The organism is Rhodococcus sp. 852002-51564_SCH6189132-a (genome assembly GCF_001665495.1).
GTDB lineage: Bacteria > Actinomycetota > Actinomycetes > Mycobacteriales > Mycobacteriaceae > Rhodococcus > Rhodococcus pyridinivorans.
Map to the genome: position 1 here is coordinate 228,331 of NZ_LZMJ01000070.1, position 17,873 is coordinate 246,203.

Here is a 17,873-nt window from a genome sequence, read left to right on the forward strand (position 1 = left end):
TCGGTGGTGCGGGGCGGCCCGCAACAGCGACTACTCCTGGTTCTGGTTGGCCGGAAGTTTCGCCAACTCGGCATCGATGGAATCGAGTGCCAGCAGAGCGGTTTCGTAGGTCGCTGCACTGGAGTGCTTGACGGCGACGAGGTTGCCGGCCTTCACGGCGGGAAGATCCTGCCACAGCGGGGAGGCGAACAGTTCCTCCAGCTCGGGCGGCAACGAACCGTCGGCCTCGACACCGTAGACGATCACGTCGGCCTCGCCGAGGTTCTCGGGCAACTGCTCGACCGACAGGTACTCGGCGTGAACTCCCTCGGGATCGGTCGGCTCACCGAAGAAGTCGAACCCGAGATCGTCGAACAGGTTGGTGGTGTACGACGAGGCGTATTCGCGGGAGAACTCACCGGGCTCGGTACCGCACACACCGCAGACGCCGGCGAACTTCAGGCCCCCGAGCGAGTCGGCGTACTTGTCGGCGATCTCGGCAGCGCGATCCTCGTACTCCTCCTTGAACTCCCCGTAGGAGTCGCTGACGTTCGCGGCATCGGCGTACTGCTCACCGAGTTCGCGCCACTCGCCCGGGACCGTGAGTCCGACGAAGACCACCGGGGCGAGCGCCTCGAGCTTGGCCACGTCGACCTGCTCCTGCACGCGGGCCGGGACGCCCATGATGATGAGGTCGGGATCTGCGGCGGTGACTGCCTCGTAGTTGAGCTCCGAGACGGCGCCGTCGGGAGCGACCTTCGGCAGCGCCTCGTAGGCGGCCAGGGTCTCCTCGTCCATGTTGTCGAGCTCGCGGCTCCACTCGCATACGGCGGCGAGGTTCGCGCCGGCCTGGATGAGCGGGAGGGTTGCGTAGCCGCAGGACACGATCCGCTGGGGGTCGGCCGGGATCTCGATGCTGCCGTTCTGCGCTTCGAAGGTGCGCGTCGCGGCGGAGTCGGTGCCGCTCTCCGCGCTGCTGCTGTCGCCGTCGCTCGAACATCCCACAAGTCCGACGGCCAGCAGGGCTGCCGCGCCGAGCGCCGCGGCGCCCCGCGCGCGCTTGCGTTCCAGAACGCGCATCGTTGTTCTCCCAGAGTCTCCCGCCGGGGCGCGTTGCCCCGGTCATGATTGGTTAGGCTAACCGAAAGAGACCGCCCCGCCAAGCGCTCCGTCCTCAGCCGAATTCGAGCGCGAAATCGTCGATCTCCGACTGGTCGAGGTCGTCGAGCGTGAGGTCGGACGGTGTGAACCCGCCCGCGTCCTCGTCCGACGCGTGCCCGGCGAGCGCACGCAGCGCCGCGATCCACTCGTCGGCCAACGCCGACACTCTCTCCGCAGGAACGAGATCGGGGCTGTACCCGAACATCCCGCGCAGCACCGGCTCGGCACCGGAATCGTCGGTGAGCACACCGATCTCGACGGCGTGCGCTACGGGCATGTCGGCTTCGGTGGCCCCACCGAGCGCCGAACCCTCCGGAGCACCGGCCCACGCCTGCCCTTCGGTCTCGCCCAGCGTGAACCGGCCGAGATAGTTGAATCCGATGTCCACAGCGCCGACGCTCGCGAGTTCCGGACCGCCCACGGGATCGAGGTGCCGCAGCATCCCGAATCCGATTCCACTGTCGGGGATCTCCCGCAGCTGTTCCTTCACGCGTTTCAGAGCGTCACCCGCGCTCGCTCCGCCGGCATACGCGTCGGCCACATCGAGTCCCGCGACGTCCAGGCGCACCGGATAGAGCGTGGTGAACCAGCCCACCGTGCGCGACAGATCCGCCCCCGGAACGGCCTGTTCCTCACGGCCGTGCCCTTCGAGGTCGACCGCGACCGCCCCTTCGCCGCACACCCGCGCGGAGGCCAACGCCAATGCTGTGAGCAGGACGTCCTCGACGCCGGCGTGGAACCGCTCGGGAACGGTGGTGAGCAGCGCGTCGGTGAGCTCGGAGGGAACCTCGACCTGCACCCTCGCGGTTTCTGCCATGGTGTGCCGCGTGGGATCCGGATCACCGGACGCCAGACGCACGCGTCCCGCCGGGGCGAGGATCCGCCGCCACAACGACAGTTCGGATCTGCGCGCCGGCACCCCGTCGAGCAGTCCCCGCGCCCAGCGGCGCAGCGACGTGCCTGCGCGCACCGGGGCGACACCGTCGACCGCACCGGCGAGATCGGGCACCAGGATGCGCCACGACACACCGTCGACGACGAGGTGATGCACTGCGACGAACACCCGTCCCGGCGCGTCGGGACCGGCGTCGAAGAAGATCACGCGCACGAGCGCGCCGGCGGCGGGATCGAGTTCGGCATAGGCGATCCCGGTCGCAGCGACGATCGCCTCCTGCAGGTCGGTCGAGTTCGAGACGTCCACGCGGGTCACGACATCGGCGGCGTCGACGGAACCGACCGGGCGGACGTCGAACGTGCGTGCCTGCGGATCGAAGACGGCCCGCAGGGCGTCGTGCGTGTCGAGCAGGGCCTGGACGCCGTCGGTCAGCCGGTCGAGCGTCAGCCCTGCGGGCGCGAGGAGCAGCCGCGACTGCGCGTAGCGGGCGTACGGTCCACCACGGTCGAGCATGTCGTGGACGATCGGAGTCGCCGGGACGTCCCCGAGTGCCGCCTCGACGTCGACCGTCCCGGGCCCGTCCTCGATCTCCGCGACGCGGGCGAGTCCCGCCGGGCTGCGGTGTTCGAAGACGTGCCGCGCGGTGAACCGGATCCCGGCGGCGCGCACCGCGGACACCAGCTGGATGGACACGATCGAATCGCCACCGAGAGCGAAGAAGTCGTCGTCGGGGCCCACGGCATCGAGTCCGAGCACCGACGCCGTCAGCTCGCACAGGCGTTGTTCGAGTTCGTCCGCCGGCAGGCGACTCTCGGTGGCCGGCGTGAAGACCGGCTCGGGAAGTGCTCTGCGGTCGATCTTTCCGTTGCGGGTAACCGGGAGCTCGTCGAGCACGACCGTGACGGCGGGGACCATGTGGTCGGGCAGCCGGTCGGCGACGTACATCCGGAGGGTGTCGGGGTCCGTCGTTCCGGCCGCGTAGGCGACGAGCCGCTTTCGACCCGGTTCGTCCTCGCGGACCACGACCGCCGCGGCACTCACCGCGGGATGGCCGCCGAGCACGGTCTCGATCTCACCGAGTTCGATGCGGAAGCCGCGGATCTTCACCTGGTCGTCGGTGCGGCCGAGGTAGTCGAGCACCGGGCCGTCGGTGCCGGAGATCCTCCAGCGCACCAGATCGCCGGTGCGGTACAGGCGCTCGCCGCCGGTGCCGAAGGGGTCGGCCACGAACCGTCCCGCGGTCTGCGCGCTCCGGCCGAGATAGCCGCGGGTGACGTGCGGGCCGCCGACGTACAGTTCGCCGGGCACGCCCGGGGGCACCTGCCGCAGGTGCGCGTCGAGGACGTACACCCGGCCGCCGTGGATCGGCGTTCCGATGTTCGGGGTGCTGCCCGAGGTGAGTACGACGCCGGTCGCGTCGACGGTGCATTCCGTCGGACCGTACATGTTGCTCACGCGCACATCGGTTTCCGCAGCGAGCCGCGACCACAGCTCACCCGGTACCGCCTCGCCGCCGAGCACCATGGACTCGGGACGGTGCGGCGCGGCGGGGTCGAGGAGCCCCTCGGTGAGCAGGCGACCGGCGAGCACCGGACCGCAATCGAGTGCGTCGATGCGGTGCCTCCGGACGTACCGGACGATCCCCTCGGCATCGGCCATGAGGTCCTCGGCGAGCACGTGCACGGTGTGGCCGCCCAGCATCGCGAGGAGAGGCTCGACGGACGAGTCGAACGCGAAGGTGTAGCTCAGCAGCACGGTGCGTCGGCGCGTCGCGGGATCGCCGACGGTACGGGTGCGCACCGTCTCCCACAGGTTCACGACACCGCGGTGCGGTACCACCACACCCTTCGGGGTGCCGGTGGATCCGGAGGTGTAGACGAGATAGGCGGTGGTGTCCGGGTGCACGTCCGGCAGGTGCACGTCCGGGCCGGGGCCGGTGATCGATCCGGCCGCGTCGACGTCGAGCAGGACGCCCACACCCGCGTCGCGGAGCATGAACTCGTTCCGGTCGGCCGGTTGCTCCGGGTCGAGCACCAGATAGGCCGCTCCCGACTTCCACACGCCGAGGATCGCCGCGACCAGCACGGATTCGCGCGGAAGACTCAGTCCCACGACGTCTTCGGGACCGATCCCGTTCGCGACGAGGTGACGGGCGATCCGGTCGGACCACGCATCCAGGTCACGGAAGGTCAGACGGCTCGACGACGTGACCAGCGCGGTCTCCTCGCCGTAGCGCTCCACGGTGCGAGCGAACAGTGCGGGCAGGCTCCGCGGTCCGGAGCGATCCGGGAGCGCGGTCGCATCACCGGCGCGCAACACCTCACGCTCGGAGGCGGTGAGCAGAGCGAGCTGCGAGAGCCTCGCGTCCCGATCGGCGCACACCGCGGCGAAGGCCCGCTCGACCCGCGCGGCGAAGGCCTCGGCGGACGACTCGTCGAACAGGTCGCGGGCGTACTCGACGCGCACGCACAAACCACCGTCGGATTCCTCGATGACGCCGAAGGTGAGGTCGAACATCGCGGTGTCGTTCGCGACGAACGAGGGTGTAGGCGTCAGGCCGTCGAATCCCGTGATCGCCGGCGGGCTCTGGTACTGCACCATCACCTGGAACAGGGGGTGCCGGGCCGCGCTGCGCTCGGGGTTGAGGGTCTCCACGACGCGGTCGAACGGGACGTCCTGGTGCGAGTACGCCGCGACGTCGGTGTCCTTGATCCGGGCGAGCAGCTCCCGCACCGTGGGGTCGCCCGAGAGGTCGGTGCGCAGCACCACCATGTTGACGAAGAAGCCGACGAGGTCCTCGAGTTCGGGTGCGGGCCGTCCCGCGGTGGGCGATCCGAGCGGGATGTCCTCGCCCGCGCCGCTGTGCGACAGTGCGACCGCCACCGCCGCGTGCACCATCATGAACATCGTGGTGCCGGTCGTGCGCGCGGCCTCCCGGATCGTCGCTGCGCGGTCGGCGGGGATCCGGTGCTCGACACCGCCACCCGCGTAGGAGGCCACGGTCGGGCGCGGGCGGTCGACGGGGAGGTCGAGTTCGGCCGGGAGACCGTCGAGCTCCTTGCGCCAGAACGCGAGTTGTCGTGCGGCGAGCGAGTCCTCGTCGTCCTGGTCGCCGAGGAGTTCCCGTTGCCAGATCGCGTAGTCGGCGTACTGCACGGGCAGCGGTGCAGGCTCGTGGGAGTCGCCACGTACGTGCGCGGAGTAGAAGGTGCCGAGATCGCGCAGCAGCAGCGGCGTGGACAATTCGTCGCTCGCGATGTGGTGGGCGAGCACGAGCATCACGTGCTCGTCGGGCGCCATCGTGAACAACCGGATCCGCAACGGGATCTCGCGTTCGAGATCGAACGCGTGCCGGGCCTCGGAATGCAGGCGCCCGGTGAGCGCGTCGCGGTCGACGGCCTCGACCGCGAAGGGAACTGCGACCCCGGCAACTTCTTCCACTCCGCGCACCTGCTGCATCCCCACGCCGTCGCGTTCGACGAGAACGGTGCGCAGACTCTCGTGGCGCGCGAGCACGTCGGAGACCGCCTGCCGCAAAGCATCCGGGTCGACCGGTCCGTGCAGGTCCACCGTGATGGGGACGTTGTAGGTCGGACTGGGCCCTTCCATGCGGTACATGAACCACAGCCGCTGCTGCGCATACGACAGTGGTGCAAGGGACAGGGCCGCCGGATCGTTCTCACCGCGCGGGACGAGCGCCGGTCCGGCCGGAGCGGCGGTCGGGTGGTCTCCACAGTGCGCGGCGAGCGCGACGACCTGCGGATGATCGAAGACCGTCCGGATCGGCAACTCCACACCGAGCTCGTCACGGATGCGGGCGAGCAGTGTCGCGGCGCTGAGCGAGTGCCCGCCGAGCGCGAAGAAGTCGTCGTCCGCGCCCACCGTGTCGAGACCCAGGATGTCGGCGTAGATCCGGCACAGCGTCCGTTCGGTCTCGGTCTCCGCGACGCGGGACGAGACCATCGACGAGAAGTCCGGTTCGGGCAGCGCCGTGCGGTCGAGCTTGCCGTTGGAGGTCAACGGCATCTCGTCGAGGACGACGAGGGCCGCGGGAACCATGTACCCGGGCAGGAACTCGGCGACGAGACGGCGCGCCTCGACCGGTTCGGGCACGTCCTGCCCCACGAGATAGCCGACGAGCTGCGCAGCACCGGAGGGATCGGTGCGCACCACCGTCGCCGCACGGGACACGCCGGGGATGCGCAGCAGAGCGGCGTCGACCTCACCGAGTTCGATGCGGAATCCTCGGACCTTGACCTGGTTGTCGACCCGGCCGCGGTAGACGATGCGGCCGTCCTCGGTCCACTGCACGAGGTCGCCGGTGCGGTACAGGCGGGCGTACGGACCCGAGGAGTCCTCCGAGTACGGATTCGCGACGAACCTCGTGGCGGTGAGTGCAGGCGCGTCGAGATATCCCCGGACCACACCCGGCCCGGCCACGTACAGCTCGCCCTCGGTTCCGGCCGGCACGGGTGCGAGTCCCGCGTCGAGGACGTGGACGCGCAGGTTGGCGACGGGCCGGCCGACCACCGGTGTCTCGGCGTCGGCGACCTCCGCGACGAGGACGTCGACGCTGCACTCGGTGGGGCCGTAGAAGTTGAAGGCCGCGCCCCGGCGTTCGCGCAGGCGGTTCCACAACCGCTCGGAGACGGCGTCGCCGCCGAAACCGAGGGTGGGCACGGTGCCGTCCGGGAACAGGCCGTCGTCGACGAACTGCTCGAGTTGACTCGGTGAGAACTCGACGAAATCCCATCCCTCGTCGAGGGCGCGGCGTGCGAGCGCCGCCGGGTCGCGCTGAGTCGCCTCGTCGACGATGTCGACGGTGTGCCCGGCGAGCATCCACAGCAGCGGCTGCCACGACGCGTCGAACGCGAGCGACCAGGCCAGGCCGAGGCGGACGGATTCGCGGCCGGCCTCGCGGGCGGCACGGGTGAACACCTGGGCGCGGTGGCTGTGGAACAGGTTGACCAGCCCACGGTGGGGTACGACGACGCCCTTCGGTCTGCCGGTGGAGCCGGACGTATGGATCACGTAGGCGATCGAGTCGGGTGTCAGCGGGCCGCGCTCCGAGTCGTCGAGCGGAGCGTCGGACACGGCGTCGAGGTCGAGATCCTCGAGCACGACGCGCTTCGGCACCCCCGTCACCTCGGCGACCCGGTCGTCGGTCGTGCGGGTGGTGAGGATGCAGACGGGGTCGGTGGAGCCGAGGATGTGAGCGAGGCGTTCGAGGGGCTGATCGACGTCGAGCGGGACGTAGGCGGCGCCGGTCTCGAGGACGGCGTGGATCGCGATCAGCGCGTCGACGGTGCGGGGCAGCGCGAGGGCCACCCGCGCGTGCGGCCGGTCGAGATCGAAGCTCGAGACGAGGTGGCGGGCCAGGCGGTGCACCCGCGCGCCGAACTGTGCGTAGGTGAGCGTCACATGGGCGTCCGCCGCGGCCGGTGCGTCGGGGGCCGCCTCGATCCTCTCCCGCAGCAGGTCGACGAGGGTCAGGCCGGGGTCGAACGGGATGTCCGGGCTGCGGCTCCAGTCGTCGAGGATCGTCCGTCGCTCGTCGGCGGTCAGGACGGACACCTGCGCGAGCGGGGTGTGCAGATCCCGCTCGGCCACCGAACCGAACAGCATCTCCAGCCGCTCGGTGTGGATCGTCAGATCCGCCTCGCTGTAGACGTCGGCGTCGACGTCGACGAACACTTCGAGTCCGGCACGGCCGTCGAGGGGCCGCACGGTGACCATGAAGTCCTGCAGGGGTCCTCGGGCGACCGAGTGCACGGCCGCACGCATGTCGCCGAACCGGAGCGAGTCGCCGAACGGTTTGACGTTGACCGACGGGCCGATGACGCCGCGGGATCCGGTCGGTAGTCGCAGGTCGCGCTGTATGTCCTCGGTGCGGTAACGATAGTGGTTGCGGCACAGCGCCACTCCGTCGCGCACCTGCGCGACGAGCTCGACGAGCGTGGCCGATGCGGTCGGATTCAGGCGCAGCGGAACGACATTGACCGCGGTGATCGGCACCCGCAGTGCGGCGCTGCCGAGCCGGTTCATGACGGGGAAACCGAGCGTGAGGTCCTCGCGGCCGGTAACTCCGCGCAGGTAGGCGGCGACGAGCGCGGTGACCGCGTCACCCCAACTCGCGCCGACCTCCTTGCCGAGAGCCACCAGACCGCGCTGCCGGTCGGCGTCGAGGGTGAAGCGCGTGCCACGGGAGCGCCGCGCGATGCCACCCGGGCCGGGCCGCAGGGCGACCGCTTCGTCCACGCCGTCGAGGTACGCGCTCCAGAAGTCACGGTCTGCGTCGAAGTCGGCCGAGTCGCGATAGTCCGATTCTTCCCGTATCACCGATTCGACCGAATCGAACCGTGCGGCAGCAACTTCCGTACCGGCGACCGCGGCACTGTAGCGCTCGGCGATGCGCCGGTTGAACAGCGAGAACCCGAAGGCGTCGAGGACGATGTGATGGGCACGCAGGTAGAGCAGGACGTGATCGTCGGCGAGTCGCAGGACCGCGGCCCGGACGCACGGATCCACCGACAGGTCGACGGGCCGCTCGAGGTCGCGCGCCATCCACTCGTGGGCCGCCTGCCAGGGGTCCGCCGCGGAGGTGAAGTCGACGGTCGGGGCGAGATCGAGTGTGCGCGCACCGGGAATCCGGACGACTGTACCGTCGGCGAGGGTCTCGAACCCCGCGACCAGCACCTCGGCCTCGGATGCCGCCTTGGAAACCGCTGTGACCAGCACTTCCTCGTCGACTGCGCCTCGCAGTTCGATGCATTCCGAGGTGTTGAACAGCGGGTTGTCGGGGTTCAGTTGCTGGGCGAACCATACGCCCGACTGTGCGCGCGACAGAGCGAGCCGTGAGGCGTCCGGTCCGGCTAGGGGCACTGGAGATCCTCTTTCCTTCGATCGAAACGATTGGCTGGGAACGGAATCCGCTGATGTGCGCGCTGCGGCGCCGGAGGGCACAGTACCAAAGGTTAGGCTTACCGTATATGTTGCTCAGTGATCGTGTGTCCTGTGGCGCGCTCCTGCCAGCAGACCTCCTCAACCGGAAGGTACGAGAATGCAAGTGCCGGTCCTCGGCGCAACCGCTACCGACCGGGCCGAGCGGCCCGTCGCGCACCCGTTCGTCCTGTCCCGCCCGCACGGCACGGTGATCGCCGAAGGCGTGAGCGAACACTTCGACCGCGCGTCCGCCGCCGCCGACGCCCTGCGCACCGGACAGGTCGCCGCGATCGTCGGAGCACTGCCCTTCGCACCCGACGGTCCGGCCGCACTGACCGCTCCGAACACACTCCATCACTCCCCCGCGCACTACGACGCACCGGCCGCCGACCTGCCCCCGATCACGATCACGGGCGCATTGCCGTCGGAAGGCGAGCACATCGATCGGGTCGAGACCGTACTGCGCCTGCTCCGCTCGGACGACAACGACCTTCTCAAGGTGGTCCTGGCCCGGGCACTCGCCCTGCGCGCCGACCGGCCCGTCACCCCGCACGACCTCCTCGTCGCTCTCACGCGAAACGATCCGCTGCACAACGGCTTCCTCGTCGACCTCACAGCAGCCGGTGGCGTGTGGACGGGACGTCACCTGGTGGGGTCGAGCCCGGAGGTGCTCGTGCGCCGTCGCGGAGATCGGGTCACCGCTCACCCCCTCGCCGGATCCGCACCGCGGCATTGCGACCCCGGGATCGATCGGGCGACGGCCGACAGGCTCGCCGGCTCCGCGAAGAACCTCGCCGAGCACGCGCACGTGATCGATGCGATCCGCGCCGCGCTCGAACCGTTGTGTGTCGACCTCGACATCCCCGAGCAGCCGACCGTGACGAGCACGCGCCAGCTGTGGCATCTCGGCACTCCCATCGAGGGTCGCCTGCACGATCCGGGTGTCACGGCCCTCGATCTCGCACTCGCGGTGCACCCCACCCCCGCGATCTGCGGCACGCCGACCGCGGCCGCCCGCGATCTGATCCTCGCGACCGAGGGTGACCGGGGCTTCTACGCCGGTGCCCTCGGATGGTGCGACGCCGCGGGCGACGGCGAATGGTTGGTCACGATCCGCTGCGCCGTCCTCGATGCCGACGGTGTCGGGCTCACGGCCTACGCCGGGGGCGGTATCGTCGCCGACTCCGACCCTGCCGACGAACTGGCCGAGACGACCGTCAAGTTCGGCACCGTCCTCGATGCACTGGGAGTACTCCGATGACCGAGACCGCACCATCCCCCGTCACGCTCGTCGTCGGAGCCGCGCAGGGTATCGGCCGCGCGACCGCCGAGGCCCTGGCGCGTGCCGGTCACCGTCTCGTGCTCGCCGACCGCAACGCCGAAGGACTGCGCAAGACTGCCGCGCTGCTCGGCGGCTCCGTCCCCACCCACCCCGTCGACATCCGCGACCACGACGCCGTCGCCTACGTCGTCGAGAACATCGAATCCGAGCACGGACCGATCGAGCATCTCGCGCACGTCGCAGGTGTCTTCACCACGGGCTCGGTGCTCGACTCCGATCCCGAGGACTGGCAGCACATGTACGACGTCAACGTCACCGGCCTGCTGTCGGTCCTGCGTTCGGTCGGACGGGCCATGCGGGAGCGGAGGTCGGGTTCGATCGTCGTCGTCGGATCGAACTCCGCGGGCGTGCCGCGCATGGGCATGGGCGCCTACGGATCGTCCAAGGCCGCGTCCACGATGATCGTCCGGATCCTCGGACTCGAGCTGGCGCAATACGGGATCCGCGCCAACATCGTCGCGCCGGGCTCCACCGACACCGCCATGCAGCGCTCGCTGTGGGAGGACCCCAACGACGACGCCGGCGCACGCAGCGCCATCGAAGGTGACCTGTCGCAGTTCAAGGTCGGCATCCCCCTCGGCCGCATCGCCGAGCCCGCCGACATCGCCGAGGCCATCGAGTTCCTGCTGTCCGATCGTGCTCGTCACATCACCATGCAGGCGCTCTACATCGACGGCGGCGCCACCCTCCGCGCCTGACCGACAGACCTGCATCGACCCTGACCCCGAAAGGAACCGTTCCGTGACAACCGGTTTCGAGCGCACGCCGCTCGCCGACACCGCACGCTACCCCGAGGAGTTCGCCGAGCGGTATCGCGCAGCCGGTTACTGGACGAACGAGACCTTCGGCGAATTCCTCCCGGCCCGCGCCGCCCGGTTCGCCGGTCGCATCGCCGTCGTCGGACACGACGCGACGGGCACCTGGCGGCGCATCACCTACCGCGAACTCGACGACGCCTCGGCCCGCGTCGCCGCCGGTCTCGCCGACCTCGGGGTCCGGAAGGGCGACCGAGTCGTCCTGCAGTTGCCGAACATCGTCGAGTACACCGAAGTGCTCTTCGCGGTCTTCCGCCTCGGCGCGCTCCCCGTCTTCTCCCTGCCCGCGCACCGCGCGTCGGAGATCGGCTACTTCTGCCGGTTCAGCGACGCCGCAGCGTACGTGATCGCCGCCGAACACGGCGGATTCGACTACCGCGTGCTCGCCCGGCAGGTCGCCTCCGAAATGGAGAATCCGCCGGTGGTCGTGGTCGCCGGTGAGGCCGAGGAATTCACTGCGCTCGGGTCGTTGCGCGACCGCGAAGCGGCGCCGATCACGGAGAACGACGCCGGAAACGTTGCCTTCCTGCAGCTGTCGGGTGGCACGACCGGAACGTCGAAGCTCATCCCCCGCACCCACGCCGACTACCTGTACTCCGTACGCGAATCCGCGGTGATCTGCGGAGTGGACGAGAACACCCGCATGCTGGTCGCGCTGCCGGCGGCGCACAACTTCCCGATGAGCTCGCCGGGCATCCTCGGTGTGCTGCACGCCGGCGGCACCGTCGTCCTCGCTCCGGATCCGAGCCCCGACACCGCGTTCGCCCTCATCGAGAGCGAGGGCGTGACGATGGCGTCGCTCGTCCCGCCCCTCGCGCAGGCGTGGCTGTCGGCGCGGGCCCGCACCGAACGCGACCTGTCGTCGCTCGAGGTGCTGCAGGTCGGTGGTGCGAAGTTCCCGGCCGAGGCCGCCAAACGCGTTCGCACCGAACTCGGCTGCACGCTGCAGCAGGTCTTCGGTATGGCGGAGGGTCTCGTCAACTACACCCGGCTCGACGACGACGAGGACACCATCGTCACCACCCAGGGCCGGCCGATCAGCCCCGACGACGAGATCCGCGTCGTCGACGACACGGACGAGCCCGTCGCCGCGGGCACCACCGGCCACCTGCTCACCCGCGGCCCGTACACGATCCGGGGCTACTACAATGCGCCGGAACACAATTCGATGGCATTCACCCCGGACGGCTTCTACCGCACCGGCGACATCGTCCGGCTCACCGAGCACGGCTACATCGTCGTCGAGGGACGCGCGAAGGACCAGATCAATCGCGGTGGCGAGAAGATCGCGGCCGAGGAGGTCGAGAATCATCTGATCGCGCACCCGGCCGTGCTCGACGCGGCGGTGGTGTCGATGCCCGACAAGTATCTCGGCGAGCGCACCTGCGCCTTCGTCGTCACCGAGGGGGAAGCGCCGAAGGCCCTCGCGCTCAAGAAGTTCCTGAGGGAGCGAGGGCTGGCCGAGTACAAGATCCCCGACAAGGTGCAGTTCGTCGACGCCTTCCCGGTCACGGGAGTGGGCAAGATCAGCCGGAACGAACTGCGGCGCGCCCTCGCGGCCACTCTGAAGGACTGATCTCGCTCCGCGACGAGGGGATGACTTCACCCCGTTCGGCTCGAGCGGCGAGGATTGCGTAGCGGCCACCGCGGGCGACGAGGTCGTCGTGCGTTCCGCGTTCGACGATGTGGCCCCGGTCGAGGACCACGATCTCGTCGGCGTTGCGCACGGTCGAGAGCCGGTGCGCGATGGTGATGGTCGTGCGTCCGCTGCGCGCGGCGTCGAGGGCCTGCTGCACGGCGTGCTCGGTGTCGTTGTCGAGGGCGCTGGTCGCCTCGTCGAGCACGAGGACACGCGGGTCGCGCAGGAGCGTGCGGGCGATCGCCAGTCGCTGTTTCTCACCACCCGAGAAGCGGTATCCGCGGGCGCCGACGACGGTGTCGTAGCCGTCCGGCAGCGAGACGATCAGGTCGTGGATGTGTGCGGCGCGGGCCGCGGCCTCGATCTCGTCGTCGGTCGCGTCCGGCTTCGCGTAGCGCAGGTTCTCCCGGACGGTCGCGTGGAGGAGGTAGGTCTCCTGCGACACCACGCCGACCAGTCCGGCGAGATCGGCGAGCCTCATGTCACGCAGGTCGACACCGTCGATGCTCACGCGTCCCTCGACCGGGTCGTACAGTCGTGCGACGAGCGAGCCGAGCGTGGTCTTGCCCGAGCCGGTCTCGCCGACGAGCGCGACCTGCGCCCCCGCCGGGACGTCGAGATCGATGCCGTCGAGGGCGTTGCGGTGCGCTCCTTCGTAGCGGAAGCTCACGTTCTCGAACCGCACCCGGCCGGCGACGGTCGCAGGGTCGACGGGCACCGGATCGCGCGGGTCGTCGATGTCGACCGGAAGGTCGAGGTATTCGAAGATGCGGCTGAACAGGGCCAGCGAACTGGTGACGGAGACACCGACGTCGAGCAGGCTCATCAGCGGCCGGAACAGCGCGCCCTGCAAGCCGGTGAAGGCCACCAGGGTGCCGATCGTCATGCCGCCCGAGGTGGCCGGCAGACCGGCGACGAGATAGAGGACGGCGGGGATCGCCGCGAAGACGATGTTCATCGTGGCCATGCGCCAGCGGCCGGACAACTGCGCGTGCACCTCGAGATCGGCGAGTTCCTCCGACGTGCGGGCGAACTTGTCGGACAGTGCCGGGCCGGTGCCCAGCGTCTTGACGAGCAGCACGCCGCTGACCGACAGTCCTTCGTCGATCTGCGACTGCATGTCGGCGAGGCGCCGTTGCTGACGGGCGGTGACGGCGCGGCGCATGAGCGCGACCCGGCGCGTGAGCCAGATGGCCGGCGGGAGCACGATCAGGGAGAGCAGAGCCAGTCGCCAGCTGAGGACCGCCATGGCGATCGCCGTGCCGACGACGGTGGTGACGTTGGACGCCAGTGAGGTCGCGGTGTTGGTGACCACGGATTGCATGCCACCGATGTCGTTGGTCAGCCGCGACTGGATCTCACCGCCGCGGGTGCGGGTGAAGAAATTCAGCGACTGTCGCTGCAGGTGGGAGAAGACCCGGGTACGCAGACCGTGCATGACGTTCTGGCCGACGGTCGTGGAGATCCAGGTCTGGACGACGGACAGGAGCGAGCTCGCGACGGTGACGGCCAGCATGCCGCCGACGGCCCACAACAGCAGGCTCACGTTCTGGTGCGGGATGGCGTCGTCGATGACGGCGCGGACGAGGAAGGGCGTCGCGAGGGAGATCACCGACGAGGCGATGATGAGCGCGACGACGAGGGTGATCTTCCACCGATAGGGCGCGAAGAGGGCGCCGATACGGCGCAGGCTCACCGGGGCCTCGCGGAGCTGCTCGAGATCCTTCTTGTCGATCCTGCCGCGGCTGCCCGGCTTGCCGCCGAGAGTGGGTGGGGGCTGCATCATGTGCGCCACCTCGATTCGTGGTTCGTGACTCGTACTTGTTGAGGTTGACTCATTGAGTGGGAACCGTCAAGTGAGGTACTGTGACCACCATGTCGGATTCACCCGTCGCACTGCGCGATCTCCTCCTCACCACCACGCGTACGCTGCGCCGACGCTGGCACGACCTCCTCCAGCCGTGGGGATTGTCACCCCACGAGTACCGGGCGCTCGACGTCATCGGACGCGCCGACGACCCCATCCGCCTCGGCGTCGTGGCCAAGGAACTGCGCATCGTCCCCCGCTCGGCCACCGAGGTCGTCGACCGCCTCGAGTCGCGGGGTCTCACCGAGCGACTCCCCGATCCCGCCGACCGACGCGCGGTCTGCGTGCGGCTGACCGACGAGGGCCGCAGGATCCGGGCCGAGCTGGCCTCGGCCCGCGATGCCGACGCCGTCGAGATGTTCGACCGGCTCGACGCCGAGGAACGCGCACGACTGTCCGATCTGCTGCACAAACTCGTCGACGACCGGCCGCGCTGATCCCTTCCGGTTCCGGGTACTCACATTCCCGACGGCAGCGACGTCTTCCCTACGAGTGTCCGTGCCGATCGAGGAGAGCCCTGTGAAGACCATCGACAGTCTGCAGTCGCGCGTCGACGCACTGAACCTGCCCGAGCTGACGAGCGAACTCGACGAGAACGGCTGCGTCCTCACCGGGCCGCTGTTGAGCGACGACGAATGCGCCGAACTCGCGGCCCTGTGGGACGACGACGCCCGCTTCCGCACCACGGTCGACATGAGCCGCTACGGGTACGGGCACGGCACCTACAAGTACTTCGGCTCACCCGTCCCCGACGCCGTCGCACACCTGCGCTCGGCGTTCTACCGGCAGCTGCTCCCCGTCGCGCGCTCGTGGGCCGAACGCCTCGGCGATCCGGCACCCTGGCCCGACGACTTCGACGACTGGCTCGACATGTGCCACGCGGCCGGCCAGACCGACCCCACCCCGCTGATGCTGCGCTACACCACCGGCGACTGGAACGCCCTGCATCGCGATCTCTACGGCGACCTCGTGTTCCCACTGCAGGTCGTGATCGGGCTCGACCGGGCGGGCGTCGACTACACCGGCGGCGAGTTCCTGTTGGTCGAACAACGGCCCCGCGCGCAGTCGCGGGGCACCGTCACCGTGCTCGAGCAAGGCCACGCGCTGATCTTCACCACCCGCGACCGACCGATCCGGTCGGCGCGCGGATGGTCGCGGGCGCCGGTCCGGCACGGCGTGAGCACCGTCCGATCGGGCCTGCGTCGCACGCTCGGCTTGGTACTGCACGACGCCGCCTGAGCGTCCTCGGTGCTACCCGACGCGACCTACGCCGCTTCAGCGTTCGAAGATCCGCCTCGGATTGTCCACGAGCATCGTGGTGATCTGCTCGTCGGTCACGCCCCGTTCGCGCAGGGCCGGCAGCACCTCGTCGCTGATGTGGTTGTAGTTCCAGTTGGGCACGGCGGTCTGCTTCACGTCGTGCGGGAACCAGTCGATGAAGCACGACGCATCGTGCGAGAGCACCATGCGCTCGGTGTAACCGGCCTCCACGAGCGCGACCACCGTGTCGACGCGCTGCTCGAACGGCAACAGCAGATCGAGGCCGAAGCGGTCCATCCCGAGAATCGAACCGGCGTCGGCAATGCGACGCAGGTAGTCCAGATCGGTCGAATCACCGCTGTGCCCGATCACCACCTTGGTGAGGTCGACACCTTCCTCCGCGAGCACCCGCTGCGCCACCTGCCCCGACCCGGTATGCGGATTGGTGTGCACCGTGATCGGCACACCGGTCTCGACGTGCGCCTGCCCCACCGCTCGCATCACGCGCTCGACTCCCGGCGTGAGTCCCGGAATCTCGATGGCGCACTTGAGCATTCCTGCACGCACCCCCGTGCCGGCGATGCCCTCGCGGATGTCTTTCACGAACAGTTCGGTGAGCGGCTCCGGTCCGTCCACCAGCAACCCCGGCCCGACGTTGTGGAACTGGAACGGCAGGTCGTTGTAGGTGTACAGGCCCGTCGCGACGACGATGGAGATGTCCACCCGTTCGGCGACGCGCTGGATACGCGGGATGTACCGGCCGAGACCGACCACCGTGGGATCGACGATCGTGTCGATGCCGCGCTCCGACAACGCCTTCAACTTCGCGACCGCGTCGTCGACGCGTTCGTCCTCGTCCCACGGGCTCGGGTAGTCGGGAAAGTTGGTGCGGATCTCCTCGCCGAGTACGAAGACGTGCTCGTGCATGAGGACTCTGCCCAGACGGCCCGTGTCGAGAGGGCCGCGAACGGTGTCGACGGATGTCATGACCGGTGACGCTAGGACACCAACGTGGGCAGAGGCAATCGATTTCACGAATCGGTGGGAGTCGACTCCTCGAGGGCCTGACGGTAGCGACGCATGCCGCGCAGCCACCGGTCGTAGTCGGCGCCCTTGTTCCGGTACATCTCGAGGACCTCCGGGTGCGGAAGGATCAGGAAGTGCTCCTCCTCCATTGCCGCGAACACCGTCTCCGCGACGTCGACGGGTTCGAGCACCGCACCGGCGGTCGTGACGGCCCGGGTGGCGAGTTCACCGAGTGCGTGCCCGGATGCGTCCCCCGAGTACAGCAGAGGTGTGTTGACGCCCATCGGGCACAGGCAGCTCACCCTCACACCCTTGTCGCCGTAGGTCACCGACAGCCACTCGGCGAATCCGACGGCCGCGTGCTTGGTGACCGAGTAGGTGGCCGAGCCGATCTGTGTGAGCAGGCCGGCCGCCGACGCCGTGCTGACGAAATAGCCCTCGCCACGTTCGACCCATCGGGGTACCAGCAGTCGCGCCGCACGGATGTGTGCGCGCAGGTTGACGTCGAAGGACTGCTCCCAGACCGAGTCCTCGATCTCCAGGCCGGGCACACCGGTGACACCCGCGTTGGCGAAGTACAGGTCCACGGGACCGAACTCCGCTTCGGCGCGCTCGACGAGGCCGCGGATGTGTTCGTCGTCGGAGACGTCCGCCGCCACCGCGACGGCGCTCCCCGGCGTCTCCTCCTCGAGCGTCGCGACGACGCGCTGCGCCGCGTGTTCGTCGAGGTCGGCGACCACCACTCGTGCACCTCGCTCGACGAGGCCGGCAGCGATGGCGCCGCCGATTCCGCCGCCCCCGCCTGTCACGACGGCCACTCTGCCTTCGACCTTCATCGCTGATACCTCCCCGTCGAATCGCAGTGCCGTCCCGTGCGGCACAGTTGGTACTGAACCTGTCTACACGTATCACCGGCTGTAGGTACCGCTCACACGCACGGAGGTCGA

Annotated in this window: 10 protein-coding genes; 5 read left to right on the forward strand and 5 right to left on the reverse strand. The window is 69.3% G+C overall.

The features are described 5' to 3' along the window. Positions 1-30: 30 nt before the first annotated feature. Together A5767_RS17645 and A5767_RS17650 are read right to left on the reverse strand one after the other, a co-directional pair. The gene (locus A5767_RS17645) at positions 31-1,059 is read right to left on the reverse strand and encodes an ABC transporter substrate-binding protein (RefSeq protein ID WP_064852809.1); all 1,029 of its coding nucleotides are present in this window, start codon (positions 1,057-1,059) and stop codon (positions 31-33) included. Between the two features lie 94 nt (positions 1,060-1,153). Beyond that, positions 1,154-8,917, reverse strand: coding sequence for a non-ribosomal peptide synthetase (locus A5767_RS17650; protein ID WP_064852810.1), 7,764 nt, complete (start codon positions 8,915-8,917; stop codon positions 1,154-1,156). A 178-nt stretch (positions 8,918-9,095) separates the two neighbouring features. Between A5767_RS17650 and A5767_RS17655 the strand changes: the two genes are divergently transcribed. From A5767_RS17655 to A5767_RS17665, 3 genes are read left to right on the forward strand one after another with little or no spacing between them, the layout of a single operon-like run. Next, positions 9,096-10,238, forward strand: a complete 1,143-nt coding sequence (locus A5767_RS17655; RefSeq protein ID WP_024102991.1) for an isochorismate synthase — start codon at positions 9,096-9,098, stop codon at positions 10,236-10,238. Continuing rightward, on the forward strand, positions 10,235-11,017 hold the full coding sequence (locus A5767_RS17660; RefSeq protein ID WP_064852811.1) for a 2,3-dihydro-2,3-dihydroxybenzoate dehydrogenase: 783 nt from the start codon (positions 10,235-10,237) through the stop codon (positions 11,015-11,017). The genes A5767_RS17655 and A5767_RS17660 overlap by 4 nt, the downstream gene beginning before the upstream one ends. Positions 11,018-11,060: 43 nt before the next feature. Next, positions 11,061-12,710, forward strand: coding sequence for a (2,3-dihydroxybenzoyl)adenylate synthase (locus tag A5767_RS17665; RefSeq protein ID WP_033096846.1), 1,650 nt, complete (start codon positions 11,061-11,063; stop codon positions 12,708-12,710). On the opposite strand, the gene A5767_RS17670 is transcribed toward A5767_RS17665, so the two are convergent. Beyond that, positions 12,661-14,559 (reverse strand): ABC transporter ATP-binding protein, encoded by a 1,899-nt coding sequence (locus A5767_RS17670; protein WP_024102988.1) that lies wholly within the window; start codon positions 14,557-14,559, stop codon positions 12,661-12,663. The two genes, A5767_RS17665 and A5767_RS17670, sit on opposite strands and share 50 nt — an antisense overlap. 89 nt (positions 14,560-14,648) lie before the next feature. Here A5767_RS17670 and A5767_RS17675 point away from each other — a divergent pair, with 89 nt between their 5' ends. Both A5767_RS17675 and A5767_RS17680 read left to right on the forward strand, forming a co-directional pair. After that, positions 14,649-15,077, forward strand: a complete 429-nt coding sequence (locus A5767_RS17675; RefSeq protein WP_060654125.1) for a MarR family winged helix-turn-helix transcriptional regulator — start codon at positions 14,649-14,651, stop codon at positions 15,075-15,077. A gap of 82 nt (positions 15,078-15,159) precedes the next feature. Beyond that, entirely contained in the window at positions 15,160-15,879 is a 720-nt protein-coding gene (locus A5767_RS17680) for a 2OG-Fe(II) oxygenase (protein ID WP_041803971.1), read from the forward strand. Between the two features lie 36 nt (positions 15,880-15,915). Here the strand turns inward: A5767_RS17680 and A5767_RS17685 are convergent, their stop codons facing one another. Next, positions 15,916-16,887 (reverse strand): phosphotriesterase family protein, encoded by a 972-nt coding sequence (locus tag A5767_RS17685; RefSeq protein WP_006551850.1) that lies wholly within the window; start codon positions 16,885-16,887, stop codon positions 15,916-15,918. A 44-nt stretch (positions 16,888-16,931) separates the two neighbouring features. Then, entirely contained in the window at positions 16,932-17,762 is an 831-nt protein-coding gene (locus A5767_RS17690) for an SDR family oxidoreductase (RefSeq protein WP_006551851.1), read from the reverse strand. Between the last annotated feature and the right edge of the window lie 111 nt (positions 17,763-17,873).

Coding starts and splice junctions, on each gene's coding strand:
- A5767_RS17685 (WP_006551850.1), bottom strand. CDS start 16,887: ATGACATCCGTCGACACCGTTCGCGGCCCTCTCGACACGGGCCGTCTG.
- A5767_RS17675 (WP_060654125.1), top strand. CDS start 14,649: ATGTCGGATTCACCCGTCGCACTGCGCGATCTCCTCCTCACCACCACG.
- A5767_RS17670 (WP_024102988.1), bottom strand. CDS start 14,559: ATGATGCAGCCCCCACCCACTCTCGGCGGCAAGCCGGGCAGCCGCGGC.
- A5767_RS17655 (WP_024102991.1), top strand. CDS start 9,096: ATGCAAGTGCCGGTCCTCGGCGCAACCGCTACCGACCGGGCCGAGCGG.
- A5767_RS17690 (WP_006551851.1), bottom strand. CDS start 17,762: ATGAAGGTCGAAGGCAGAGTGGCCGTCGTGACAGGCGGGGGCGGCGGA.
- A5767_RS17660 (WP_064852811.1), top strand. CDS start 10,235: ATGACCGAGACCGCACCATCCCCCGTCACGCTCGTCGTCGGAGCCGCG.
- A5767_RS17645 (WP_064852809.1), bottom strand. CDS start 1,059: ATGCGCGTTCTGGAACGCAAGCGCGCGCGGGGCGCCGCGGCGCTCGGC.